Source organism: Sulfurospirillum tamanense, from assembly GCF_016937535.1.
GTDB classification, from domain to species: Bacteria; Campylobacterota; Campylobacteria; order Campylobacterales; family Campylobacteraceae; genus Sulfurospirillum_B; species Sulfurospirillum_B tamanense.
Genome location: NZ_JAFHKK010000022.1, coordinates 1 through 23,965, shown reverse-complemented (window position 1 = coordinate 23,965; position 23,965 = coordinate 1). Strand labels below are relative to the sequence as shown.

Annotated in this window: 29 protein-coding genes; 13 read left to right on the top strand and 16 right to left on the bottom strand. The window is 44.9% G+C overall.

Features of this window, described 5'->3' with window-relative positions; all coding sequences use genetic code 11:
• The first annotated feature begins 85 nt into the window (after positions 1-85).
• A complete protein-coding gene (locus JWV37_RS09625) occupies positions 86-1,276 on the top strand; it encodes a GGDEF domain-containing protein (protein WP_205459586.1) in 1,191 nt (396 codons plus the stop codon).
• 68 nt (positions 1,277-1,344) lie between these two features.
• On the top strand, positions 1,345-1,563 hold the full coding sequence (locus JWV37_RS09620) for a hypothetical protein (RefSeq protein WP_205459585.1): 219 nt from the start codon (positions 1,345-1,347) through the stop codon (positions 1,561-1,563).
• A 27-nt stretch (positions 1,564-1,590) separates the two neighbouring features.
• On the opposite strand, the gene JWV37_RS09615 is transcribed toward JWV37_RS09620, so the two are convergent.
• From JWV37_RS09615 to JWV37_RS09585, 7 genes are all read right to left on the bottom strand, one after another.
• A complete protein-coding gene (locus tag JWV37_RS09615; RefSeq protein WP_205459584.1) occupies positions 1,591-2,802 on the bottom strand; it encodes a tetrahydrodipicolinate N-succinyltransferase N-terminal domain-containing protein in 1,212 nt (403 codons plus the stop codon).
• Positions 2,803-2,921: 119 nt separating this feature from the next.
• Complete coding sequence (locus JWV37_RS09610; RefSeq protein WP_205459583.1) at positions 2,922-3,407, bottom strand: hypothetical protein; 486 nt, start codon at positions 3,405-3,407, stop codon at positions 2,922-2,924.
• Between the two features lie 52 nt (positions 3,408-3,459).
• Complete coding sequence (locus tag JWV37_RS09605) at positions 3,460-3,837, bottom strand: hypothetical protein (protein ID WP_205459582.1); 378 nt, start codon at positions 3,835-3,837, stop codon at positions 3,460-3,462.
• A gap of 44 nt (positions 3,838-3,881) precedes the next feature.
• Positions 3,882-5,057: a PD-(D/E)XK nuclease family protein gene (locus JWV37_RS09600; RefSeq protein WP_205459581.1), complete on the bottom strand. Its 1,176-nt coding sequence runs from the start codon at positions 5,055-5,057 to the stop codon at positions 3,882-3,884.
• The gene (locus tag JWV37_RS09595; protein ID WP_205459580.1) at positions 5,054-5,623 is read right to left on the bottom strand and encodes a leucine-rich repeat domain-containing protein; all 570 of its coding nucleotides are present in this window, start codon (positions 5,621-5,623) and stop codon (positions 5,054-5,056) included. The genes JWV37_RS09600 and JWV37_RS09595 overlap by 4 nt, the downstream gene beginning before the upstream one ends.
• The gene (locus tag JWV37_RS09590; RefSeq protein WP_205459579.1) at positions 5,610-6,083 is read right to left on the bottom strand and encodes a hypothetical protein; all 474 of its coding nucleotides are present in this window, start codon (positions 6,081-6,083) and stop codon (positions 5,610-5,612) included. Before JWV37_RS09590 ends, JWV37_RS09595 begins: the two co-directional genes overlap by 14 nt.
• Positions 6,084-6,108: 25 nt before the next feature.
• The gene (locus tag JWV37_RS09585) at positions 6,109-6,726 is read right to left on the bottom strand and encodes a hypothetical protein (RefSeq protein WP_205459578.1); all 618 of its coding nucleotides are present in this window, start codon (positions 6,724-6,726) and stop codon (positions 6,109-6,111) included.
• Positions 6,727-6,899: 173 nt separating this feature from the next.
• Between JWV37_RS09585 and JWV37_RS09580 the strand changes: the two genes are divergently transcribed.
• Both JWV37_RS09580 and JWV37_RS09575 read left to right on the top strand, forming a co-directional pair.
• Positions 6,900-8,396, top strand: coding sequence for a DUF2779 domain-containing protein (locus JWV37_RS09580; RefSeq protein WP_205459577.1), 1,497 nt, complete (start codon positions 6,900-6,902; stop codon positions 8,394-8,396).
• Positions 8,396-9,349, top strand: coding sequence for a helix-turn-helix transcriptional regulator (locus tag JWV37_RS09575; RefSeq protein ID WP_205459576.1), 954 nt, complete (start codon positions 8,396-8,398; stop codon positions 9,347-9,349). Before JWV37_RS09580 ends, JWV37_RS09575 begins: the two co-directional genes overlap by 1 nt.
• Before the next feature lie 81 nt (positions 9,350-9,430).
• Here JWV37_RS09575 and JWV37_RS09570 read toward each other — a convergent pair whose 3' ends face one another.
• From JWV37_RS09570 to JWV37_RS09560, 3 genes are all read right to left on the bottom strand, one after another.
• Positions 9,431-10,549 (bottom strand): Mrp/NBP35 family ATP-binding protein, encoded by a 1,119-nt coding sequence (locus JWV37_RS09570; protein ID WP_205459575.1) that lies wholly within the window; start codon positions 10,547-10,549, stop codon positions 9,431-9,433.
• Positions 10,550-10,714: 165 nt separating this feature from the next.
• Entirely contained in the window at positions 10,715-11,434 is a 720-nt protein-coding gene (locus JWV37_RS09565) for an Aq_1264-related membrane protein (protein WP_205459574.1), read from the bottom strand.
• Positions 11,435-11,494: 60 nt separating this feature from the next.
• Positions 11,495-12,538, bottom strand: a complete 1,044-nt coding sequence (locus tag JWV37_RS09560; RefSeq protein WP_205459573.1) for an ethylbenzene dehydrogenase-related protein — start codon at positions 12,536-12,538, stop codon at positions 11,495-11,497.
• Positions 12,539-12,654: 116 nt separating this feature from the next.
• On the opposite strand from JWV37_RS09560, the gene JWV37_RS09555 reads away from it, so the two are divergent.
• The 7 genes from JWV37_RS09555 (at position 12,655) to JWV37_RS09525 (ending at position 19,142) form a co-directional block, all read left to right on the top strand.
• Positions 12,655-13,326 carry a response regulator transcription factor gene (locus tag JWV37_RS09555; protein WP_205459572.1) on the top strand — a complete coding sequence of 224 codons (672 nt, stop codon included), beginning with the start codon at positions 12,655-12,657 and terminating at the stop codon, positions 13,324-13,326.
• A 9-nt stretch (positions 13,327-13,335) separates the two neighbouring features.
• Positions 13,336-14,766, top strand: coding sequence for a sensor histidine kinase (locus JWV37_RS09550; RefSeq protein WP_205459571.1), 1,431 nt, complete (start codon positions 13,336-13,338; stop codon positions 14,764-14,766).
• A gap of 67 nt (positions 14,767-14,833) precedes the next feature.
• A complete protein-coding gene (locus JWV37_RS09545; RefSeq protein ID WP_205459600.1) occupies positions 14,834-15,955 on the top strand; it encodes a bifunctional 2-C-methyl-D-erythritol 4-phosphate cytidylyltransferase/2-C-methyl-D-erythritol 2,4-cyclodiphosphate synthase in 1,122 nt (373 codons plus the stop codon).
• On the top strand, positions 15,952-16,839 hold the full coding sequence (locus tag JWV37_RS09540) for a response regulator (protein WP_205459570.1): 888 nt from the start codon (positions 15,952-15,954) through the stop codon (positions 16,837-16,839). The genes JWV37_RS09545 and JWV37_RS09540 overlap by 4 nt, the downstream gene beginning before the upstream one ends.
• Positions 16,817-18,010, top strand: a complete 1,194-nt coding sequence (locus JWV37_RS09535; RefSeq protein ID WP_205459569.1) for a sulfate adenylyltransferase — start codon at positions 16,817-16,819, stop codon at positions 18,008-18,010. Before JWV37_RS09540 ends, JWV37_RS09535 begins: the two co-directional genes overlap by 23 nt.
• Before the next feature lie 8 nt (positions 18,011-18,018).
• Positions 18,019-18,480: a phosphatidylglycerophosphatase A family protein gene (locus JWV37_RS09530; RefSeq protein ID WP_205459568.1), complete on the top strand. Its 462-nt coding sequence runs from the start codon at positions 18,019-18,021 to the stop codon at positions 18,478-18,480.
• An 83-nt stretch (positions 18,481-18,563) separates the two neighbouring features.
• Positions 18,564-19,142 (top strand): YceI family protein, encoded by a 579-nt coding sequence (locus JWV37_RS09525; RefSeq protein ID WP_205459567.1) that lies wholly within the window; start codon positions 18,564-18,566, stop codon positions 19,140-19,142.
• On the opposite strand, the gene JWV37_RS09520 is transcribed toward JWV37_RS09525, so the two are convergent.
• Positions 19,137-19,724, bottom strand: coding sequence for an IMPACT family protein (locus tag JWV37_RS09520; RefSeq protein WP_205459566.1), 588 nt, complete (start codon positions 19,722-19,724; stop codon positions 19,137-19,139). The two genes, JWV37_RS09525 and JWV37_RS09520, sit on opposite strands and share 6 nt — an antisense overlap.
• A 72-nt stretch (positions 19,725-19,796) precedes the next feature.
• On the opposite strand from JWV37_RS09520, the gene JWV37_RS09515 reads away from it, so the two are divergent.
• A complete protein-coding gene (locus tag JWV37_RS09515; RefSeq protein ID WP_205459565.1) occupies positions 19,797-20,339 on the top strand; it encodes a GNAT family N-acetyltransferase in 543 nt (180 codons plus the stop codon).
• A gap of 57 nt (positions 20,340-20,396) precedes the next feature.
• Positions 20,397-20,597: a hypothetical protein gene (locus JWV37_RS09510; RefSeq protein ID WP_205459564.1), complete on the top strand. Its 201-nt coding sequence runs from the start codon at positions 20,397-20,399 to the stop codon at positions 20,595-20,597.
• Positions 20,598-20,612: 15 nt separating this feature from the next.
• On the opposite strand, the gene JWV37_RS09505 is transcribed toward JWV37_RS09510, so the two are convergent.
• From JWV37_RS09505 to JWV37_RS09485, 5 genes are all read right to left on the bottom strand, one after another.
• Positions 20,613-21,371 carry a hypothetical protein gene (locus JWV37_RS09505; protein WP_205459563.1) on the bottom strand — a complete coding sequence of 253 codons (759 nt, stop codon included), beginning with the start codon at positions 21,369-21,371 and terminating at the stop codon, positions 20,613-20,615.
• A 9-nt stretch (positions 21,372-21,380) separates the two neighbouring features.
• A complete protein-coding gene (locus JWV37_RS09500; RefSeq protein ID WP_205459562.1) occupies positions 21,381-22,391 on the bottom strand; it encodes a helix-turn-helix transcriptional regulator in 1,011 nt (336 codons plus the stop codon).
• Complete coding sequence (csx20, locus tag JWV37_RS09495; RefSeq protein WP_205459561.1) at positions 22,388-22,771, bottom strand: CRISPR-associated protein Csx20; 384 nt, start codon at positions 22,769-22,771, stop codon at positions 22,388-22,390. Before csx20 ends, JWV37_RS09500 begins: the two co-directional genes overlap by 4 nt.
• A 36-nt stretch (positions 22,772-22,807) precedes the next feature.
• Positions 22,808-23,566 carry a hypothetical protein gene (locus JWV37_RS09490; protein ID WP_205459560.1) on the bottom strand — a complete coding sequence of 253 codons (759 nt, stop codon included), beginning with the start codon at positions 23,564-23,566 and terminating at the stop codon, positions 22,808-22,810.
• 123 nt (positions 23,567-23,689) lie between these two features.
• On the bottom strand, positions 23,690-23,965 hold a 276-nt coding region (locus JWV37_RS09485), incomplete at its 5' end, for a hypothetical protein (RefSeq protein ID WP_205459559.1).

Here is a 23,965-nt window from a genome sequence, read left to right as displayed (position 1 = left end):
GCACCAAGCAGTTTAAATTTTTGCGCATTTTAACATAATCTTTCGTCTTCTCTTGCTATAATTTGCCAAAAATCAAAAGGACCCCATGCCTTCCTTGTTGACCTTGCCACTTTTTGCACTCTCATTATGCCTCTTGCTCTTTTTTGGCCAGCCTTTTTTTCTTTGGTTTGATGGACTTTTAGAGGGGCAACTTAGTGTACTGGCCATGCTATTGCCTCTACTTAGCCTCTTTTTTAGCCTTCACTTTGGACGGGCAAAACCTATGCTTTTGTCGTTTTTGCTGTTTTGTGGACAAGGGGCAATCTTGTTCTATGAACCCTTGGGGCTTACCAAAGAAGCAGCCATTCAAACTTTTTTTCTTTTATTGCCTGTGGCGTTTTTGCTTCTTGGGCTCATGAGCGAAAAGGGTGTCTTTGGCAAACCTTCCCTCCCGCGCTATGGCGTCACTTTAGCCTTATGCCTTGTTGGATACTTTCTAGCACGTAGCAACACCCTTGGTATCACCATTGCTACACCCATTTTCAAGACCCCCTTACCCTTTGAGCCTTTGTCACAGATTGCTTTGGTGCTTTATGGGGTTGGGGTTGTTTTTTTACTACTGTATGGCTTGCTCGAATCCAAACAAGCTGAAAAATCCCTTGCGTGGGCCTTGGTGGTGGGTGGGCTTCCCGCCCTTGGTGCCTCGTCGCTTCCTGCGCTGTATTTGGGTGGAGCGAGCCTTATTTTTTTGGTAGCACTCAGCAATGATGCGTACCGCATGGCTTTTATTGACACTCTCACAGGCATTCCTTCGCGCCGGGCTATGGAAGAGTATTTTGAACGGCTTTCGCCTCCTTTTACCATTGCTATGACCGACATTGACCATTTTAAAAATTTTAATGACACCTATGGACACGATGTGGGTGATGACGTATTGCGAAAGGTTGCCACGACACTTAAAGGGGTCAAGGGGGGCGGCAAAGCTTTTCGGTATGGAGGAGAGGAGTTTGCTCTTGTCTTTGCAGGAAAGCAAGTCAAGGAGTGTAAGCTTTATCTGGAAGAAGTGCGTGAAGCTATTGCCAATCAGGGGTTTCAGATTCGTGGTAATGACCGCGCGCCCAAAAAATCTCCCGCCAAATCCGGCACCACTGTTTCGCTAACCATTAGCATCGGTGCTTGTGACCATTCTTGGGGAAAAGACATCCCCGCTATTGTCAAAAAGGCGGACACCCTTTTGTACCAAGCAAAAAAAGCAGGAAGAAACTGCGTCAAACTAGCTTCCACAAAGGCTTCTTGAACATTAAAACGTCACTTTTTTGATGAATAATGCGCTATAATGGAAAATCTTAAATACAAAGGTTTCTTGTGGCTGAAACTCTTAAATGTAGCATCGCTCAATGCAAGCAACGTGCAAGTGAAGTAGAAAAAATGAACTTTGACGAACTTAGGGCCATGAACGCAAAATGTGAAGCCTGCGGCAACTGGCTTTTAAAAGAGACGGAAGTTGCTAACCAAACTTACCACAAAGTCTCTAACCTTTGGGCCGTAAAGTACAATCAAAACCTCATGAAAAAACGAATGTAAGCGGCGTCAAACCGCTTACATGTAAAGCTAGTGAAGTTCGCTGTTTAGCACAACTTCGCGCTGAGAACGAAACACCTTCAAAGCGCCTGTGATGCTGTCTTGACGAAAGTGAAGGCCGTGAAAACCTGCCAAATCTAATCCCTTAAACACATATGTTTCTTCACCCAAAACATACTCAAATTCGGGGTTTACTTCTTTGATTTTTTCCATTTGGGCTGATGAAATGCTCACTTTTGTACCCTCTAAAATCGCGATACCTGCATCCACGATACACCCATCTCCCAGCGGAATACCCGTAACAGAGTTGGCGCCAAGCAAGGTGTTTTTGCCAATACTAACGGGATTACCGTTGGTGCCGCTCAAAACACCCAAAATGCTAGCACCGCCGCCCACGTCGCTTCCCGCACCCACAATCGCCGAAGAGCTAATGCGCCCCTCAACCATCACGGGGCCTGTGGTTCCTGCGTTGAAGTTAATATAGCTTGCTCCTGGCATCACCGTGGTACCTGCGGCCAGTTGCGCGCCCATGCGAACTTTGCTCGCGTCTAAAATCCGCGTGTTGTCTGCAGGAATGACATGTTGTAAAAAGCGCGGGAATTTGTCCACTCCTTCAATCACAGGGAAGGTGCCATCGAGCTTCATTTCAATCTCATTTTCACGCAACCATGCAAGCTCGATGGGCACATTCATGGACCATGCGACGTTTTCAAGTACCCCAAACGCGCCACTTAGGTTCAAAGAACGCAAAGGCGCTTTACCTGTTGAGAGCGCATAGAGCTTGAGGTAGACCGCTTCTACGCTTTTTGGTGCCGCATCTTCAAACAAGAAAACCAAGCGGAAATCTTTTTCAAGACCCTCGTTTTGAGCAATGAAATCAAGGTGCTGAATGACTTGTACGTTTTTATGCGCATCTCCCATGGCTTCTTCTAAAAATGGCTCAAACGCCGCCATGGCATTTTTAACAAACTTCTTTTTTACGTCGCACACGAACTCACTACCTGAAAAATCTACCTCAATACCCGCTTCGTCAAGTGCAGCGACAAATACAGCCGCACTGCCAAAGTTTTCATTCCAGTTGACCACAGGAAAGCTTGCTTGAAGGATTTTTGAAGGGGTAAGTTGTCCGCGATCGACTCTGGCAACTCCAAAACCGATAGGGTCTTTATAGCCAGACTTGGCCTTTGTTTTTTCCACCAATTTGGCGAACGCCTCTTTTGTTTCAATCCCTTTAATGGCCATAGTATGTCCTTTATATGTTGTTCTAAAATGGGGTGATTGTACCTAAAAGTTGATGTTAGGAGGATTAAAAGGAAGGGTTGGATAGTGAGCATAACCATAAAATGTAATCTTTGTTTCTCTTAAATGGTCGCTTTAGTGTCTTTGTTTTCATACTGATAATACACATGTAAATCACCCCAAATACGCCCGATACGCAACAAATCCTCCCACCCTAGGTGCGTGTGGTCGTACAGGTGATGAAACCACCAACAGTGATGCTCTCCACGCATGGGGTGCTTCCAGGCAGAAAACTCATTGTGGTTGCCACTCCACCGCCACGCGCTTTCTACATCCTCATCGGCGATGCCTTTGAGGTATTCGTTGTGAACGACAAGCAGATTGTCACTCTCTTCGTCATAGGCGGAGTCAGACGCTTTGAGATAAAACGCAATATGCGCCTCCATTTCATAATCAACCAGCCAGTCTTTCTCATCTGCTACGCGCTTTTGAAGCTGAGTATCAAGCGCCATGGCTTCTTTGAGGATTTTGTGTTGAAAGAGTGCGATGCGCGCATTGAGTGCGCGCATCGCTTCTAGGTTTTCGGGAGTGAAAAAAGTTTTGTTCATTATGTGTCCTAGCCTAGTCTACCAACAAATGTCCATGTTTGCGGCTTAATCCCTATCTGCACTTATACCAAAGCTTGACGCTTCCCGCAGGGGTTGCACTTTCAATAAAGGCATTTGGCACATCTTCCCCTCCTTCATTAGTAGTGTCAAAGCCCAGCATGTCGGCTCCCTCATGTGTCATATAAAGGTCAAATCCAAAATGATCCGTGTCAAAATACTTTAGTTCAATTTCAACCCCATCAATCACCACTTTCGCCCTAATCTTTCCTACCTGCATGCTTGCCTTAGCTGACTCTCCCATGCTGAGTACCTGACGCTCCGTGAGCGGTATCACCATGCCATGATGTGTGACGTTACATGTAAAGGTTGTGGCCGTGTTGGCAACTGCTATGTTAGCCATCAAGATAAGAATCGTGAAGCTATTTTTCATGGCTTGGTTCCCCTTCTGGTGATGATTTTTATATTAGGGCGTTTTCAAGCGCCCAAGATTTCGTCCACAGTTTTTTCAAACTCTTTGATTTTTCCTCGTATTAATGCAATAACTTTATTTATCTCTTTTTGAAGTTCTTCCTCATCCATGTTGATTACATCTTCTTCGTTAATCTTTAAAATTTCTGTAGCCTTGGCTCTTTTCTTGTTTAAAATATTTTCATTTAGTAGTGCTTTGTAAAGACTGGCAAGCTTTTCGTTGGTAGCTCTTGAATCGCTAGGATGGTAATAGCCAAACCAAAGAGATTTGGGGTGTTTTTCTAGATGAGCATCAACAGCCCAATTTTCTGTACTCCATTTTTTTCCATGAACATGCTGGTAAATCTTGTCGGTTGCGACAGTTTCAATAGCATGATATTCTTCATGATAAAATTTGAACTCTTTTTCAACCATCTCATACAGCTTGTCAAGGTTTGTCGTTCGGTACTCCATTAGAATGTCAAGCGCTTCTGTGTTTTTGGCCCATACTTTTTTACACAACTCTTCTAGTGCCTTATCTTCCATAATTTTTCTCCTTTTTAGTAAATCCACATAGCTCGACAACACAAGTTCAGCTTTTAAGTTGATACTCTGAGTTCCAAGAAGGTGTTCAACTGTTTGCCCAACCATGTCGTGACTTGCGCACATCCACTGCTCATTGCCATTGGATGGCAAAGATGAATCAAGCGTAAGATAGACAAAATAACACGCATAACCACTGTACTTTCGCCTCACAATGTCAGTGTATTTGTTTAATTGTCCTCCATCTTCACCCTGCGTTCTCTCCTTGGCGTATACTTTATTTTCAATGACAACAACAACCTTGTTTGCTTCATCCACAACCAGCAGGTCAATATTATCTTGTTCACAAAGCACGGTAATATTGCGCTTGTTTTCAGGCAAATAGAGGTAATGCTTTAGAGATTCTAGGGTTTCGCCTTCATCGTTTGCATCAACCACTCTTTTAAGGAACCCTTCCAAGATAGCGTAGTCTAAGCCGTGCTCATTGTCCCCAAACATCCACGCTAAAAGCTTGGAGTGTTTGATTTCTTGCGTTCCCATGCCTGTGATTTCCAAGACATTAAAGTCCATCACACACTCAGATATTTGTGCTAAAAGCTCCTGAACTTCGTCGTTAAAGACAAAGTCTTTGAGAACTTGCACCTTGTTTTCTTCACTCACTGTACATCTCCTTCTGATGGGCCAAACACATCGCACCCATTTGTTTTTAGCTCTTCTATCCATTCTTGTTGAGCGGACGAGAGCACGAGCCTTGGATTGCCATCAAGTTCTAAAGTAGAAAGGTTTTTGAGCTTGATGATTTCTTTGGGCAAAGCACGCAAATCATTTCCAAAGAGAAATAGACTTTCCAAACTGGTAAGCTCGCCTATCTCTTTTGGCAAAGCGCTTAGTGCGTTTACATTAAGGTCTAGGTATCTAAGCTTTGTCAGTTGACCGATTTCTGGCGGTATCGAGCTTATCATATTCTTTTTCAAATTCAAGAGTTCTAAATTTTTGCAATTCATGAGTTGGACAGGAATGCAAGTAAGACGGTTGCTGAAAACATTGAATTTCTTTAGATTTGTCAGACAACCAAGAGATGTGGGCAATTCCGTCAAGTTTTTCCTAAAAAGCTTCAAAATGGTTAGGGAGTAAAGCACTTCCATGTCTCTTGGAAGGCACTTGTAAGGGAGTTGGTTTGCGTCTGCCCATGCGCACAGTGCCTGTATCTCGTCATCGCGTTGCATTGAGCTTTTCCTCCTGACATGTTTGCGACAGTGTAGGAAAGATTTTCGACAGCTTTATGTCTGGTTTGGTTCTTGTGCTACTGCCTACAAAGATTGAGAGTGTTGCTTTGTTTGGTTTCATTGCATGGGTCGTATAGGTGCAAAAACAAATAGGCATAGTTTCATCAAGTAGCCCATGGAGACAATTCATAGTTTCTAAAATATTGTCCATGGGCCAGTTTTGGTGGATTTTAAATTTCACAATAATGCCTTGAGCGTGTGGCAGTTTACCGATGTTTTGTAGCATCTTTTTTTGTTTTTTTATGCTTGCATTGTGGATTTTAAAAACAAAGAGGATGCGCGCATTTTTCAGCACCGTGGCAATATCAGCCTTGTCAACACGAATGTCTTTCTTGTGAAGTGTTGACTTTTTCCTGATTTTTGTCAAAGCCACTTTATAGGGCATGGTTTTAATTTTCATCGGCCTTTTCCTTGTTTTTTGATTTTTACAACACCATCTCTAGTGTGTAATTTTTCACCATATAGCGTTTGAGTCTTTCTAGCTCTATATCCAAAAGCTTTTTTATGTTTCTAAGGTGATTTTGTAAAGCAACCCTTGATTTGCCATCTGCAAGGTTTAGCATACTTGGATTTGCCATGTCAAAATTTTGGTTATCGTGAATTTTGGGGTTTAATATAAGTGAGGTGAGCATGAAGTCACAAGGGTCTATATACCCTACATTGTACCGCTCTTTAACGAAAAAATAAAAATACATCATGTTGTATTTTTTACCTACAAGGGAATGGTTGCTACAAGAGGGGTCTTTCAAAGAAAGGAGTGTTAGTTCTTGGAGATAGTCTTTGATGAGAACATTCAATGCTTCCAGTTCACCATTAAATAGGTGTTTCCAGTCAAACATTGCTCCCGAAAGAGAAGAGTTTGTTGAAATCTCGTGAGCTAAATCTATGTTTAGATGATACTCTGCGATAAAATTGGCCTTGCCTGTAAGCAGAGTCAGTTTTCGGTAAACATTGTGGCAAATTTTTGGGTTACTTAATGCTTTGTTTTCTGGTTCAAATATATCAAACACAAAACGTGTAATCTCCCTGATGTCTTCTAGCATACCAGCTCCTTTGGATATGGTTTTGCTAGTTTACAAGGACATAAGGACAGCTTTATGTCTGGTTTTGTAAATATGCTCAATTCTTCCCATCCAGACACAAAGCTGTCGTTTTCTCTGGCTATACTGCCTTTTTCACCCAACTATTTCAGTATAATCGCCCCCAAAGGAGCCTCATGCATCTGTCCAAGTCCCTCTACACGCGCGGTTTGCAGTGTGTCAAATCCCTTTGGCTTAAAAAGCACGCGCCCTCTGTGCTCACGCCTCCAGATGCGGCTGTGCAAGCTATTTTTGACACAGGTAATGCGGTTGGAGAGTTAGCCTGTGCACTTTTTCCTAATGGTGTCACCATTCCCTATGAAGGCACCACCTTTGAAGATAAAATCATCCTCACTCAAGACTACATCAACGCAGGGCAAAAACATATTTACGAGGCGACGTTTAAGTATGAGGGCATTTTGGTCATGGTCGATATTTTGTGTATCGAAGACAACACGGTTATCATCAACGAAGTCAAAAGCTCCACGCAAGTCAAAGACGTGTACCTAGACGACGCCTCCGTCCAGTACTACGTTTTAAATGGCCTTGGTTATGATGTGAGGCGCGTGAACATCATCCACATCAACAACCAATACGAACGCGCAGACACCCTTGATATTGCTAGCCTTTTCACCATCACCGACGTGACCCATGCCGTGCTAGAAAAACAAAGCGATATCCCTTTACATGTAGAGAGGTTTCGTGAGCATTTAGAGGACAAAGAAAACGAACCACCCGTTGATATTGGCAAACACTGCACCGAACCATATGCGTGTGATGGATTTGGGTATTGTTGGTATAAACAGCGACAAATTCCCCCTTATAGTGTTTTTAATATCTCAAGATTGCGCCTAGATAAAAAACTCGCCCTTTACAAAAGCGGTATTGTGAAGCTGGAAGATATAAGCAATCTCGCTCCTTATTCGTTGGCCCAACAAATCCAAATCCAAGCCCATCTTTCCCAAAAACCCATCATCGACACAGATGCTATCAAAGCGTTTTTGCAAACACTACGCTATCCCATTTACCATTTAGACTTTGAAACCTTTCAGCAGGCAATTCCGCAGTGGAGGGGCATCAGGCCTTTTATGCAAATCCCGTTTCAGTACTCCATCCATGTTGATTATGGCGATGGCAAGGTGGAACACAAAGAATTTTTAGCCTGTGAGGGCGAAGACCCAAGGGAGGCGTTAGCGACCCAGTTGGCGCAAGACATTCCCTTAGACGCGGATATTTTGGCGTACAACATGGGCTTTGAAAAAGGGGTCATCAAAGCCCTTGCCCAAAGCTTCCCATCCCTTGCTCCAAAACTCATGGCCTTGCACGATAACATCAAAGACCTCATGAGCCCCTTTCAAAACAAGCACTACTACCACCCCAAAATGCAAGGAAGCTACTCTATCAAATCCGTCCTCCCCGCCCTCGTGCCTGAAATGGAAAATGCTTATAAAGAATTAAACCTAGTCCACCATGGCGGGGAAGCCATGCAAGCCTTTGGCGCACTTTCGACAATCGACGAACTTACCAAAGAGGCTTACAGAAATGCTTTGCTTGCGTACTGCAAACTAGACACATTGGCCATGGTGAAAGTATTGGAAAAACTCAAAGAACTAGCCCCGCCAAAGGAAGCCTAATGTCTTATAAACACGACTACGATAAAACCCTCACGCGCCTTTTGGAAATCTTGCGACGCTTGTACGAGGGGGAAACCTTACATGTAAACGAACTTGCAGAAGAGTTTAACACCAGTACGCGCACCATTCAACGCGATTTCAACGAACGGCTCATTCGCTTTCCCATCCAAAAATCAGGGCGTGGCTGGCAAATGCAAGAGGGATTTTGCCTCACCAAAACCACCAACCTCCAAGACCAACTCGTCCTTGATATGCTCGAAAAGATGAGCGAAAACCTAGGTTCAGGCTTTTCGCTTCGCGCCAAGCACTTACTCTCAAAAATCAAAAACCAAGACCTAAGCCCCATCTACGCAAGGCTCAACATCGAAGACATCAGCGACTGGATGGAGCAGATTTACACCCTTGAAGCGGCCATTGTAAAAAACCGCATCGTGAGGTTTGCCTACCACAAAGAAAGCAAGGATTTCCAGACAGAAATCAAGCCTTTGAAGATTGTTAACTTTGATGGGTACTGGTACGTAGTCGGCCTAGAAAGTCGCACCAATGTGTTTAAAAAATACCACCTCAAAAGCATGCGCAACCTCCAAGTTCAAGAAAAGACCTTTACACACGACAAAGCGCTCGATGAAAAACTCGACAACGCGATTAATATTTGGTTTAGTGCAAACAAAGAGGCTTTTGAAGTGGTCTTACATGTAGACGCAGTGGTCGCTAAATATTTTCTACGCAAACCCCTCTCCAAGTCCCAACGCACCCTAGAAGCACGAGAAGACGGAAGCTTACTCCTTTCCTTTCGCATCACCCACGAAATGGAAATACTCCCGACCATCATGGCGTTTTTGCCCCACATCCAAGTACACCACCCCGCAAGCCTTCGCGAAGCTATTGCAACAAGGCTTCGAAACTACCTAAATAACCGTGCACTCAAAGATGATGTTTTTTTACTGGAATAAAAGAAAGAGTTAAGAGGAAAATAAAAAAGCGTTACATGTAAAGGCTTTACATGTAACGCTAAATGTGCGCTAGCCTAGCGCCTAATGTTTAGCAGAACACGCACTCACGCCAGCAGGCGTGGTGGGTTGGATGGCTTCGTTGGAAGCGCCACCCTCTTCGTTTACTTTTTCGATAGTCGCCCACAATTTGCGCGCCGCTTCGTGGTAGCGTTTGGCGGTTTCAGAGCTTGGGGCGTAGAACGTGACAGGCTTGCCCGCGTCTCCGCCTTCACGCACGGCGGGTTCGATGGGTACTTCTGCTAGCACGACGGTGTTAAATTCTGTCGCTAAAGGCTGAGTAGTTCCTTTGCCAAAGATGTCGTACTCTTTGCCACTTTCTGGACAGATAAAACCGCTCATGTTTTCCACAATCCCCGCGATAGGAATGTGGAGTTTTTGGAACATGTCGAGGCTTCGCACGGTGTCATCAAGGGCTACTTGTTGTGGCGTCGTGACACACACACCCACGGTGACAGGCACGCTTTGCGCGAGTGTTAATTGCGCGTCACCCGTTCCTGGAGGCATGTCGATGAAGAGCACATCCAAGTCACTCCACAAAATGTCGCCAAGGAGTTGTTCGATGGCTTTCATGACCATGGCGCCACGCCAGATGAGCGATTGCCCCTCTTCCATGAGCGACCCCATGCTCATCATCTCGATGCCGTGGGTTTGGATGGGCTTGACTTTTTGCCCGACAATCTCAGGATGCGTGCCTACAACGCCAAGCATCCGAGGAATGTTTGGCCCGTAAATGTCCGCATCCAACAAGCCGACCTTTTTACCTTGGGCCGCCATAGCAAGAGCAAGGTTCACCGTGGTGGTAGACTTGCCCACACCGCCTTTGCCGGAGCTGACCATAACAAAGTTTCTCACGTGTGGGGCGATGTTTTTACCTGACTGGGAGTTGCTTTTTTGGGCTGGGGGCTTAGGCTGTTTGATGGTCACGTCCACGCGCGCCGCACCCGCTTTGGTCAAACAGGCAGTAATAGCACCGCGAAGTTCTTCGGCCACCTCAGGGCTTGCTGAGACAATCTCTACATTAAGTAGCACATTTTCACCGCTCACTTCTACGTCTTTGACAAAGCCAAAGGCGACGATGTCTTTTTCAAATCCTGGGTATTTGACCCCTTTAAGGGCTTCTAAAACTAATTCTTTTGTCAATGCTTTCTCCTAAAACAGTGCTTACCTTCTCAGATAGCGTCGTAATTGATTTTTGGAATATAGCACTTTGATGTTAAAAGGAGGCTTAAGATATAGGAGTTTTTTAGTCTTATATTGCAGATGTTACATGTAAGGACTATTGCCTTACATGTAACATTAAAAAATCTATTCTTTAAGTGGTCGTGGAAGTTTCCACATGTCTAACAAAATCAACGCAGACATAAGGAGAATCGACCCCACCATCACACTGCCAAAACCATAAATAGCATAAGCAAGTGCGGGAATTTCTTTGATGAACCACCACGAGAAAATATCAATAAATCCGGCCGAAAATGACAACACAATCAACGCCGAACGCACCCACTCTTTGTACGTCGTATACGCAAACAACAGGGTCACAAAAATCAAAAACGACGCGATACCATACATGTGAATATGCGCTTGCTTAGACATTTGCTTCCACGAATACCCCGCCTCTGTGTACAAAACGATGTCTTCGTACGTCTCAAAAGGCATGGAACGAATCGCGCGGGTCATAGTCGAAGTGCGCGAGTGGCAATTGCGACAGTCGTAGCGGATGATGGTTTCAACGTCTTTATACAAAGGATGCTCTTGTTTTGCCCCCTCGCTCACCCATTGCTCCACCACCTCAATGTCTTCTAGTGCGCTCACAAACTCTTTCATACTTCCGTGCATGGAACCTACTAGCATGGAAGTGCCATATTTTTTACTAATCTGCCCCACCGTGGGGATTTTCAGGCCCGATTTTTCCCCCGTGAGAGCAAGTCCCAATAAAATCACCGAAGAGACCGTTGCCACAATCACAAAGCCCAAAAACAAGGTGATGGCCATTTTTGCTTGAATATTAAGGTGTTGAATGTTCACATATTTTCCTTTTTATACTTTTTGCCATGCCCTTGGGGCTTCCAAGGGCACTTTGTGCCTCTACTTAAAGGTTAAAGAAATGGAGCCCTCATGGTACACGTGGTTGATTTGAGAATTGTCAAACACAGCCACGGCAAAAGGATAGGCTTTGCCAAGGTCGCTAAACTGCACATCTTGTTCTGCGGATTTTGGATGCTTGGTTACAAGGGCGCGTTTCATCACGTATGTCCAAACGCCATTTTCCCATGTTGAGTTGATGCTAATATCCCCACGAGACCCCTCAAACGGGCTGACGACCATCGCAGGGATTCTGTCGCCTGCTTTAAAAGTGTCTACAAAAGGAGCTTTGTCTGCATCATGAATCCAAAATAAATCTGGCTGTGCCTTGGAGCTAATATACATAGGAGCAGTTTTTTCTTTGTTGATGTTATCCTTATAGCCTCCGCCTGTTCGCTCATCACCGTTTCTTCCCCAATTTCGATTGACAGATGGGTCTGCAACATGGTTCACAAACTGGTCATCCACTTGCCCGACAGAATCCGTTCGCACGCCCTTTGAATGCCACATATCGATGAGTTGTCCTTCCGCGCGTGTAAATTTTCGTCCTGCTGTTTTGCCAGCATCCACGCCGTTGATTTTGCCATTTTCTGCCATGTGGCAAGCAACAGCACATCCTCTTCGCTCAAACCCACGTGCGCTGATGTCCCAATACATGGCGACTCTGTCTTCATAATAGGTATTTTCTTTTCCAAACTGGTCTGGGTTTTTGAGTTGCTTCCATGTGCCATCGGGTTGTTTTTCCCAAGGATAACGCTCAAGGCTTTTTGTAGGGTCAGCATACTCGATTTTAAAGTAGACATACTCACTATCATACACGGACTGCATCTTTACGGTGGTGTTTTTAATACCTGTGTATTTTTCGCTCTGATAGGGAAGCTGGTCTACAACAATCTGAATAGGTTTAGCGCTTGCCCAAGCTGCGTCACCTGCGTCTAGCGAAGCAACGCCTTTCACCTTAGCGCTCTCCAACGTCAGCCCAGTGCCCCCATACAGCGCAGAACCCGCAAGCAAAGCACTTGCCAACACGCATGAAATCTTTTTCATGAAAACTCCTTAAGTAAAATGTAACTGCATTGTAATGGAGGGATATTTCGTCAGCATTAACGTTTTGTTAATTTTTCTTAATCTTTCCATAAGGGCATTGAAGTAGAATCACTTCCATGAAACTTTTACTCATCGAAGATGACATCAAAATCCTCTCTTTCGTCAAAAAAGGCCTCGAAGAGGAAGGGTTTTTGGTGGACACGGCACAAGATGGCTCTAGCGGATTTTACCTAGCAAGTGAATTTCCCTACGACGCACTCGTTGTTGATTGGATGCTTCCTGGCATTCAAGGAGACCAACTCTGCATGCGTTTACGTGCTAAAAAAATCACCACACCGGTGCTCATGCTCACAGCTAAAAACACCCTTGAAGAGAAAGTCCACGGACTAAATTGTGGCGCGGATGACTACTTGTGCAAACCCTTTGAGTTTGCAGAACTTGTTGCCAGACTCAACGCCCTTTTGCGTCGCACTTCTTACCATTTTGACGAAACTATCACATTAGATACCCTAAAGATTACAGTTCCCAAACGCCATGTGTCTCGTTCAAATCGCCTCATTAACCTCACCAGCAAAGAGTTTGATATGCTCATGCTACTACTACTCAACAAGGGAAGTGTTTTAACCCACACCCAACTGCAAGAAAAAATCTGGGGCATCAGTGAATCTACCTCTAGCAACGTCATCAACGTTTTCATTCACCATTTGCGCCAAAAAATAGACACCGAGGGGGAGAAAAAACTCATCAAAACCGTGCGAGGCTCAGGGTACAAAATCGATGATACTTAGGCGCATTTCATGGAAATAATCCTCTTTATTTACGGTCTTGCTTTTTTTGTGCTTGGCATTCTTGCTTTTTTTGTCAAGACCAAACAAAGCCAAATCTTTTTTGCTAAAAAAATCTGGCTCTTGGGAGCATTTGGCATCTCCCACGCTTTAGTCGAGTGGGTGTTTCTCTACAGTTATGTCAAGCCTCAACTGCACGATGTGCTCATCGCTTTTAAATCCTTTTTTCTTGTCATTTCCTATTTCTTTTTATTTGAATTTTCCCGTTTTATCATCCGCGAAAGCTTTAAACATAAACAGCACCCTCTTCATTTTCTCTTCTATCTTTACGATAGTCGCATTATTTATCCCATCAGCATCACTAATTTTTTCATTCTCGTCATGCTCGACCCTTCGTACGATGGGATTATTTCCGCCGTGCGCTATACCTATGGATTTTTTGGTTCTCTTTTTTTGGGCATTGGGCTTTATTTTTACGGAGAATCCCTCAAAAAGACCCCTTACGCAGAAAAGCTCAAACTCTATTTTAAAATCCCAGGGGTCGCTTTTATTTTTTACGCTTTTATAGCCATTATTGCCGTTTATCCCACAAATTACTTTCCTGGAAACACCTTCAATGCTGCGTGGTTTTTAGAGACATTTGGCTTTCCTGTGCAGTTTTTCAGGGCATTTTGTGCCATCATCATAACCGCATGTTCGGTAAAAGCGTTGCAAATCTTTAACGAAGAAGTGGATTTAAAGCTCACCCATTCGCTAAGTCAAATCAAACGTTTTTCTTCTGATGTTTCCCATGAACTCAAAACCCCGTTGACATCCATAAAAGGCGAACTAGAAATAGCTTTAAAAAAAAACCGCACGGCGCAAGAGTATCAAAACACCCTCTCTTCTGCCCTTGAAGGCGTCAATACCCTTCAATCCATCGTCAAAAATCTTTTAATGCTCGCCTACATGGAGAAGAAATCCCTTGCCAAGCACTTCACCCGCAATCAAGCTGATGATATTGTCCTAAAGTGCATTGAAGAGCTGTGGCCTGTTGCTTCCAAAAAACAGATTGACTTACATGTAAACGACCTTGAAAATACACCTGTTTTATGCGACGAGTTACTGCTACAACAAGTGTTTTTTAACCTTATCGAAAACGCCATCAAATACAGCCCCAAAGACACCACTATCACCCTAAGCCTCACGCGCACACCAACCCATGCTAAGCTTGTTGTAAGTGACAACGGCCCTGGTGTTTCTGAAGATAAAATAGCACACCTTTTTGATAGGTTTTACCGGTGCGATGAGGCAAGGTCGCGCAACGTTCAAGGCTATGGTCTTGGGCTGTCCATTGCCAAACAAATCATTCTTGCACACACTGGAACCATCACAGCACACAACCATGCTACGAGCGGATTGGTTGTCGTGGTAACACTTCCCCTTGCCACTAACAAAAATTAAAAAGAGAAAAACAAGTTTCTACAATGTATACTTTCGTAACACTCTAACAGTGAAAAAAGGACAAAATGTGCCTGATTTGTCGTTAGTAATGCTCGGAGCGGGAAGCTCTATGCGCTTTGGCCTTCCAGTAAAAAAACAGTGGTTACGTGTCGGTTGCGACCCGTTGTGGCTTGTGGCTACCAAACGCCTTGTAGCAATGCATCCCTTTGCCAAGGTTATCATTGTTGCACCCAAAGCAGAGCTTGCCTATATGCGCCACTTTGGGGATTTTACCTTTTGCGAAGGAGGCGACACCCGCCAAGAATCTCTCAAAGCCGCGCTTTTACATGTAAACACGCCTCACGTCATGGTTAGCGACATCGCAAGGGCTTGCGTTCCCCAAGAAGTCATCGCGCGTCTGCTTGGAAGTGCAGGATGTGCTGATGTGATTGTGCCTGCTTGCAAGGTGACTGATACCGCTTTTTTTCAAGATGACCCCATTAATCGTGAGGAAGTTAGGCTTATCCAAACCCCCCAACTCTCCCACACCCAAGCCCTCAAAAATGCCCTAAAGACAGATGTTTGCTTTACCGACGATAGCAGTGCCATTAAGGCAAATGGCGGCACAGCGTGGTATGTTGAGGGCGATGAGCGCGCCCACAAGCTCACCTTTGCAGGCGATTTGGCCAAACTCTCTTGTCTTGATGCGCCCTCCCCTTTTATGTTCACGGGCAACGGGTTTGACGTACATGCTTTTAGTGACGTTGGGCCGATGATGCTTGGGGGCGTAGAAGTCTCCCAAACCCAAGGCTTCAAAGCCCACTCTGATGGCGACGTGGCCCTACACGCCCTCACAGACGCGATTTTAGGCGCGGCGTGCGCAGGGGACATTGGGGAGTTTTTTCCCGACACGGACCCCGCGTACAAAGGGGCAGATTCGGGTGTTTTGCTGGGCAAAGTGGTGGAATTTGTCAAAAGCGTGGGTTTTGAGATGGTGCATTGCGACATCACCATCATCGCCCAAACCCCAAAACTTGGTGCCTTCAAAGATGCAATGCGCCGACGTATTGCATCTTTAGTAGGGCTTTCACCTTCGCAAATTAATGTTAAAGCTACCACCACGGAACACCTCGGATTCGTGGGGCGCAACGAAGGGGTTGCTGTGCAGGCAAGCGCTACATTAAAATTTTATGATTGGACACGCGCATGAAGATCTTAATCGTTGAAAATGAAATCTATCTGGCTCAAAGCATTGCCTCACGGCTGAATGACCTTGGCTATACATGTGACAATGCTGCCACCATCAAAGAGGCGCTACGAGACGAACACTACGACGCAATCCTCCTCTCCACCAACATTTCGGGGCAGAATTTTTACCCTGTTATCGAAAAGCATAAATCCTCCATCATTATCCTAATGATTTCTTACATCAGTAACGACACGGTCTCCAACCCCATTAAGGCAGGGGCAAAGGATTACATCCAAAAGCCTTTCATGATCGAGGAGCTCATCCGCAAACTCCAGCACCTCAGAGAATTTGATGCGCTCACTCAAGAAAATGCGACGTACAAGTCTTATCTAGAGCATCTTTTTGAAAATCTACATACCAAAAAAATTGACCGACGCACCGCTTTTCCTGTGCTCATTAAAACAGATTATCAAAAAGACGCCGACGCCTTGGTGTTTGAATTTGCCAAAGCTATCAAAGAACCTTTTGCTTTTATTTCGCTCTCTCAGCCTGGTGCTATTGAGCGCATCATCAAAGCTCCACGCGGACAGCTACTCTACCTCATCAACCTCCAAGCCATCAAAAAAAGTGAAAAAAGCAAGATTTTCAACCTCGTTGAAAACAGACGTGCCATTCTCTCCTCCACTGACACCAATGAAGAAGACCTTACAGAGACCATTGTGCTCCAATCAGAGCTCAAGATTTTCGACCATGGCGATATTTTGTGCATCGATGATTATGTTAAATATGTTATAACAACTTTTCAGGCTAAGTTTCCTGACACAGAACTTTCTAAAAAACTAGGCATTAGCCGCAAAAGCTTATGGGAAAAGAGGAAAAAGTATGGTATCGCCAAGAAAAAATAAACAGCTGTTTATCGACAAAGAGGCACTGGCCACACTCGCCCTTGCCAAAGAGGGCATTTTGGGAAAAGTCACCAAGCTTATGAACAAAGAAGAAGCCGTAAGCACCAACGAAACAGGGTATTACAAGGGTTCTCCTATGCCTTTTTCGTTTATTATGGCACCCAACGGACGGCGTAACCAAGAGGTCATCACTAGTTGCAAGACAGGCGAAATACTAGACCTCATTGTCGGGCGAGAAAAAAAAGGTGAGGTTGTCGTAGAAGACTACTTTGAAATTGACAAAGTTAAGCGCATCACCAACATCTTTGGCACCTATGACCCGAGTGACCATGAAACACAAGTGCTTCTTAAGCGCCTGGGAAAGCTTGCCATTAGCGGGGAATTTACCCTCGATTTTGATGAAGTCAAAGAGTCTAAAGAGCGCATCAGACAAGCCAAAGAGGAGCTGGGTGCTAAAAAAATCACTGCACTCATGATGACAGCGCGCCCTTTTCATCGCGCCCACGAGCGCTTGCTGCGTATGGCACTTGAAAAGGCTGATTTATTAGTCATTTTTCTTCTTAAACCCAACAAAATCGACCCTTTTTCTTTTGAACTGCGCTTGAAAAGCTTGCAGTATTTTGTAGACAATTACCTGCCTAAAAACCGTGTACTCATCGTTCCCTTTGAAAACACCTACATTTTTGCAGGGCACAACAACCCTGTACTTGAGAGTATCGCGGCGTATAACTTTGGGTGCACCAAGCTTGTCATCGGACAAAACCACAGCGGAATTGGGATGTATTTTGACAAAAACCAACCCCACTCTAGTTTGGACCGCTACAAAAAAGACTTGCCCCTTGAAGTGGTGATTCTCTCAGAATTTGTCTACTGCAACATCTGCAAGACACTCGTGAGCACCAAAACCTGCCCACACGGCCAACACCACCACATCAAATACCACTCCGAATCCCTTAAAGCCCTCCTTACTGCGGGGATTTTACCCCCTGCGGTACTCATGCGTAAAGACATCTCTGCTATCTTGCTTAGTGAGCTTTTTCCTAACCGTTTTGAAAATATTCAGCGCATTTACGACGACATTTTCCCTAACGCCGGGCTATTGGAAAGCCACGATGAAAAAGACTTCTACTTAGAACTGATGAAACTTTACCAAACCACTTCACTTGTTTAAGGACTGTTATGCGTGAGCTTTTTTTAACATTTTTCTACTCGGGGCGCTTTCCTAAAGCCCCTGGCACAGTTGGCACCTTGGCGGGCGCGGCTGTTGCTGTGCCCATCGTCCAATACCTCAGCCTTGAAACGCTATTTTTAGGTGCTTTGCTTTTGGCTATCATTGGCATCAAACAAATCGATGCTTACGAAGCAGCAGGTGGGCCGCATGACGATAAATCCATTGTTATTGATGAAGTTGTTGGCGTGTGGATAGCGCTAAGCATTAGCTCAGGAACCTTAGCCCAGTGGGTATTTAGCATCGTGCTGTTTCGAGTTTTTGACATTTGGAAACCCTCTGTCATCGGGCGCATTGACAAACACGTCAAAGGTGGCTTGGGTGTCATGGGGGACGATGTGATTGCTGGTGTAATTGCAGGGCTTTGCAGTAGTATGCTCTTTGGAGTGATGCTTAAATTTGGGCTAGCTTAACTGATTAAACTACGCAGTTTGTCATAATACGCATTAAGTTGAGCAGGATTATAATTGATAAATTTTATTAAAAAGGATTGATTATGAAAAAATTTATCGTTTCCTTGCTCTTCTTGGCTCTTTTTCTTACTGGTGCTTCGGCTAAAGACTACGTTCTTGATGGCGCCCACTCAAGCGTTGAGTTTTCTGTTAAACATTTGATGATTTCTAGTGTTAAAGGTAACTTTGATAGCTACAAAGCGACATTCGCCTTTGACCCTGCCACAAAGACCTTTTCTGAACTCAAAGCCACCGTCGACACAACAAGTGTCAATACTGCCAATCAAAAGCGGGATGACCACTTGCGTAGCCCTGATTTTTTTGACGCGGCTAACCACCCTACCCTCACCTTTGTCATGAAAAGCTACGTTGCCAACGGTGACGTTGGCGTAATGAAAGGCGACTTGACCATCCGCGGCATTACGCGATCCGTGGAACTCAAGACCACCATCAACGGCATTATTGCAGACATGCAGGGCAAAGAGCGTGTCGGCTTCACCCTTGAGGGTAAAGTAGACCGCAAAGACTTTGGACTCACATGGAATCGTGCCCTAGAAGCGGGTGGTGTTGTCGTAGGGGATGAGGTGAAAATTACCGTCGAAGTACAAATGGTCGCCTCATAACCATACCAATCCTTCTTGCTCAAAAGCGCAGGTAAAGCTCACAAAAGCTTCTTCTTGCGCTTTTGTGAGTGCTAGCGTCCACGTCGCCCCTGTAGCGTCAAACACCCGCTCTTTTGTGCCACACCCTTCTTTTTCTACCCAATACTCCACCCGTTGCACTAAAGCATAAGGCACGTAAAAACGCACGTCGCGCTTGGGCGCAAAAGGGACAAGTGCCGCAACGTCGATGGCCGCGTTGGTTGCTCCTGCATAAGCGCGCACCAAGCCTCCAGGGCCTAGTTTAATGCCTCCAAAATAGCGCACCACAAGCACGGCCGCGTCGATGAGTTGGGCGCCGCGCAAGGCATTAAGCGCAGGAGGGCCAGAGGTGCCTTTGGGCTCACCATCGTCCGTTTGGTTTTCAACAATCTGACCGTAGGCGTTTAACGCACGGTACGCCCAGACGATGTGGCGGGCTTTTGGGTGGTCGGATTTGAGCTTTTCACGCCACATTTCAAAGTCTGCAAAAGGTACAAGGTACGCGTGAAAGGTGGATTTTTTAATCTCAAGGGTCGCATTGGCGACTTCGGTCAGGGTTTGCATGGCAAAAGTGTAGCAAAAATGCCTTTACATGTAAGGAAAAATCGCCTATAATCGCCCAAAAATGGAGGCAAAATGATACGACAAGCGCGCCACGAAGACACAAAAGCGTTGGCACCCCTTTTGTATTTGGCCATGGGAGAGATTGCCCATGGGTTGGCAGGAGAGAGCTCTTATGAGAAAACCCTAGCGGTGCTTGCGCGCTACATGGGGATGAGCGCATGTCGGCTGAGCACTGAAAACATCTGGGTGTATGAAGAAGGGGGCGAAGTGGCAGGGGCGATGGTCCTTTACGCTGGAGCGGAGGCGTGCGCATTGGACGTGCCCATTTTGCATTTTTTGGGGCGAGAGGTGCCTTTTGAACAAGAGTGTCCGCCCAATGGCTGGTACCTTGACGCCATTGCCACCGCCGAGGCTTTTCGCGGGCGCGGCATCGCCAAGGGACTCATCGAAGAGGGTAAAGTGCTAGGAAGAGCGCGCGGGCACGACAAATTTTGGCTCGTGGCCGATGCCAAACAGCTCGCACTTGCAGCATTTTACAGCGCACTTGGGTTTAGTGTCTATGAAGAACGTAGCCTTTTGGAACATCCGTATCTCCTGATGGGATGCGACCTCTAGCGGGCTTTACATGTAATAAAAAATCATCTATAATCACCCAAAACACAGGAGCGGGCCATGGAAAAAAAGAGTAATCCGATGCATTTTTTCTTAGATTTTGCCATCATCATAGGCGTGGCTTTTTTGCTCTATGTAGTCCTTAGCTTATTTGGCGCACCCTTGTGGCTCACACTGGGAATTCTAGTAACATGGGGCGCCATCACCGGCTACAAACCCTCCTTATTCCGCAAACCGTTTGGGTTTTTGTATAGGGAGTAGTTCTATTTTTAGACATCACCCCTCCTTGTAGCACATGTCATATACCTTAGCCTTGCCATCGCCATCGACATATTGCATCTGTCTATCCATCGGCAATGCAAAAATAGCCCCTGCGATAGAAACGATTTTTGAACCTCCTGTCACATCAATAACAACATCCCTGGGGCGAATCTTCATCTCTTTTTCTATCTTCAAAAAAGTCTTTTCAAGCAAAGCGTAAATCATTTCCGCATCGCTAAAGTCGCCCCCGTGCTCCTCTAAAAATACAATCTTTTCCACAAGTTTTGGCATATAGTGCCTCACTTCTTTCAAGAAATCATCCCTCTCCTTAATACTCTTTTCTGAAGCAACGACCAACACTCTTTCAAGACTCTCCCTGTGCGCCCATAGTGCACATAAGGGCATTTTCCTATTTGAAACGACCTCAAAAACAGAGTTCCTCAGGCCTTCTTCTCCTTTTTTATCGCTCAAAAACAGCACCAGTCCTTTTGCCCCTTTGGCTTCTTGCGTATCTACCCCCAAAGGGCTTCTTGCTTTTCTGGCCGCCTCATTAATTACCTCACGTATCCATAATCCAATCCCAAGGCTAACGCCTATTTGCATCATGCCGACCCACGTTTTTTGTTGCACGAAAAGATTAATAATTCCATCAGGCAACCAAGCGATAAAAAAAACCACCGCCAACACGAATAAAAAATTCTTAAAACTAAGTTGTTTTGTACCAAAAAGCGCGCCCACAATACCGTGAGCATCCCGCACAAATCTTGCTTTCATTCTCCTCCTTTACTCTTTATGCGCCCTAAGGGCGGCTTGTAAGTTTTCAACCAATGCTTTTTTAAGCCCAGATGGTTCTAACACCACAATATCAGGTAACCACCTCCTGATAAATGGCAATATCTCCATATCTTGCGTGTAGTCCACCCTAAACTCCACACTCCCATCTCCATGCTCTTGGATGAATTGCTGAGAGACAAAAAATTGCTTCATGCCCTCTTTAAAATACCTTGCAATCCCTGGAGTAGCCTTCAAGATAGCTGTTTTTCGAGCTACTCCATGCAAGGTAAAGGGGTTTTGAATCGTTTCAAAAAATCCATGATATTTGTGCAAAATATGCAAGGGGTATGCGTTGCGTTTTTGCGCATACTGCACCTCTTTGATAAACGCAACGCGCAACATGCGTAGCTCCTCTTGCTCTGTCTCAACCGCTACATACCAATTGTTTTCAGAGAATATAAGTTTTAGGCATTTGGCATTTTCTAGCACCTCTTCTTGGCTATACATGTAAATGATTTTGCGATATTCCCGCTCTTTTACTGCCGTTTTTAATTTAGTAAAACAATTATTTAGCACAGGGTCACCGACATTTTCAAAGGGGTTAGAGCGAAACAAAAACAACTCCTTATCCTGAGCCACCATCTTTTCAACTTTTTCTCTCACTGCTTTTTTCTCTTCACGCAGTAGAGATGGGTCGTTTTCTAAAATAAGAGGCAAAATCCAGCTTAACTCATTTGACTCCTCCATCAAAAACTTCACAACCTTTGGCAAATCTTCTTTTTCTTTGATGCGTCGATACACACCCACTAGTCTACCCTCTCGCAACATCCGTTTTTTCTCAACCAAAATAACCTCACCATAAAGCGTGTGTATTTCATTGAGATATCGCCGCAATGTCCGCACATCCACATCTAGTTCTTTGGCAAGACCATCTTTTTGCGGGTAAAGCTCCTCTCCGTCGTAAAGTTTCTTAAAAAGTCTAAACAGATGGCCGACTTTTGTACTCGCAGGACTACTCATGTTGTCTCCTCGTATTTTCTAAAACGTCCATGGGAGAAAATGCGTTCAATCTTCACCTGCCCATTCTCTATCACCTCCCTAGAGTGGCGCGCGGTAGTTGCGTACAACGGCACTATTCCTCGCTTTAGGGCAAATCGCACAAGAGCATAGGTTGCTCCAAAATCACCTTGAACAAGCAGAAGGTCGCCCTTTTTTCCCTGCTCCTCAAGGGCCTGTTGATACTTTTCCACATAAGACAAAACAGACTCAGCACCCGAGGGTATGCTTTTCCACATCTGGTCAGAAAGATTCACAAAGGACGTAGCGCCCCACTTCTCCTTGGCTTCTCTTTCTTGCTCTGGCAATAAAAGGTGATTGAGTAAGATAAAAAATTGTCGCACTAGCACTCCTTTTTCAATAAGTATAGCACACGAATGTCATTTATTGTCATTTATATAAGGCCCAAGCTCTCGATATTTTTGCTCGATTTTTTCATCCACCCAACCTAAAAGAGAAAAATTATAGTCCATGCGCACGGGAGTGTCTTTAGGCATCTTGCAGTACTCATATATAAGCTTTAAGGCATTTTGCGCACGCACAGGGTCTTCTTGCGATAAGAGCAAATAAAGACTTTTGACATGCCTATCAATCTCTCCTTTAAGCCGCATGCCATACAAGGAGAGCATCCCATACTCCTTATGCAAAGCTTTCAAAGAAAAAACAAGTTCTTCCTTATTAGCAAAAAAACGCTTTCTTGCTTCTTTGCTATCAAAAAACCCCAACACAAGTCCAATGCCAATAAACATCAAAAAAACAAACCCGCCAAGAGAAAAAATCTTTAAGGCAAAAGAAGGGCGCTCTAAAAGTTCTTTAAAGGCATCTATATTGTACCCTAGCACCCAAAACACCCCCAACCCCATCATGGGCTTGAAAATAGCATATTCTGGGGGAGTTCTTCGTTTGCTCATTTGATACATACTATTGGCATCTGCAGCTATTTTATCAAATACTTCTGGGTCAATACTATAGATGCTTTGGGTTTCGTAAAGCTTACGGAACTGCTCTTTGACTTTCTCTTCAAATCTTTGCCGCTCTTGCGCTTGGGCACGCAATTGGCTCTCTCTGGCATTTGATTCCATGTCATTGCGAGCGCCCACAACCTCTACCCATGTCAAAAACTGAAACAACCCAGACATTGTGATTCCTTTTTATTTTTTGACAGTATAGTTTAACATAATGACAAATAGTGTCATTATGTTAAACGAAAAAAATTAAATGTCAAACAAAATACGCCAGAGCAAAATCACTCTGGCATAAGATTATTTACACTCAGGCTCGTGCGTCTCGATGCCATCTGTGCGCCAAAGCTCTTGGGCCATAAGTTCCTCTTTTACCCTAGCTGCATCATAGGTCACAAGCTCACTTGGCTGCACATCAAACGCGACGATAATAGCTCTAGCCGCTTGATTTTTGCGGTCCCACCCGCAGTACATTTTACCCACCACAAAAGGATTGGGATCGATTGGCGCACATGTGTCTATGTACTCCTTGGTAGTGTTCATGAGGCTCCCCGCGTGGTTGTTGAGGTCTTTGTC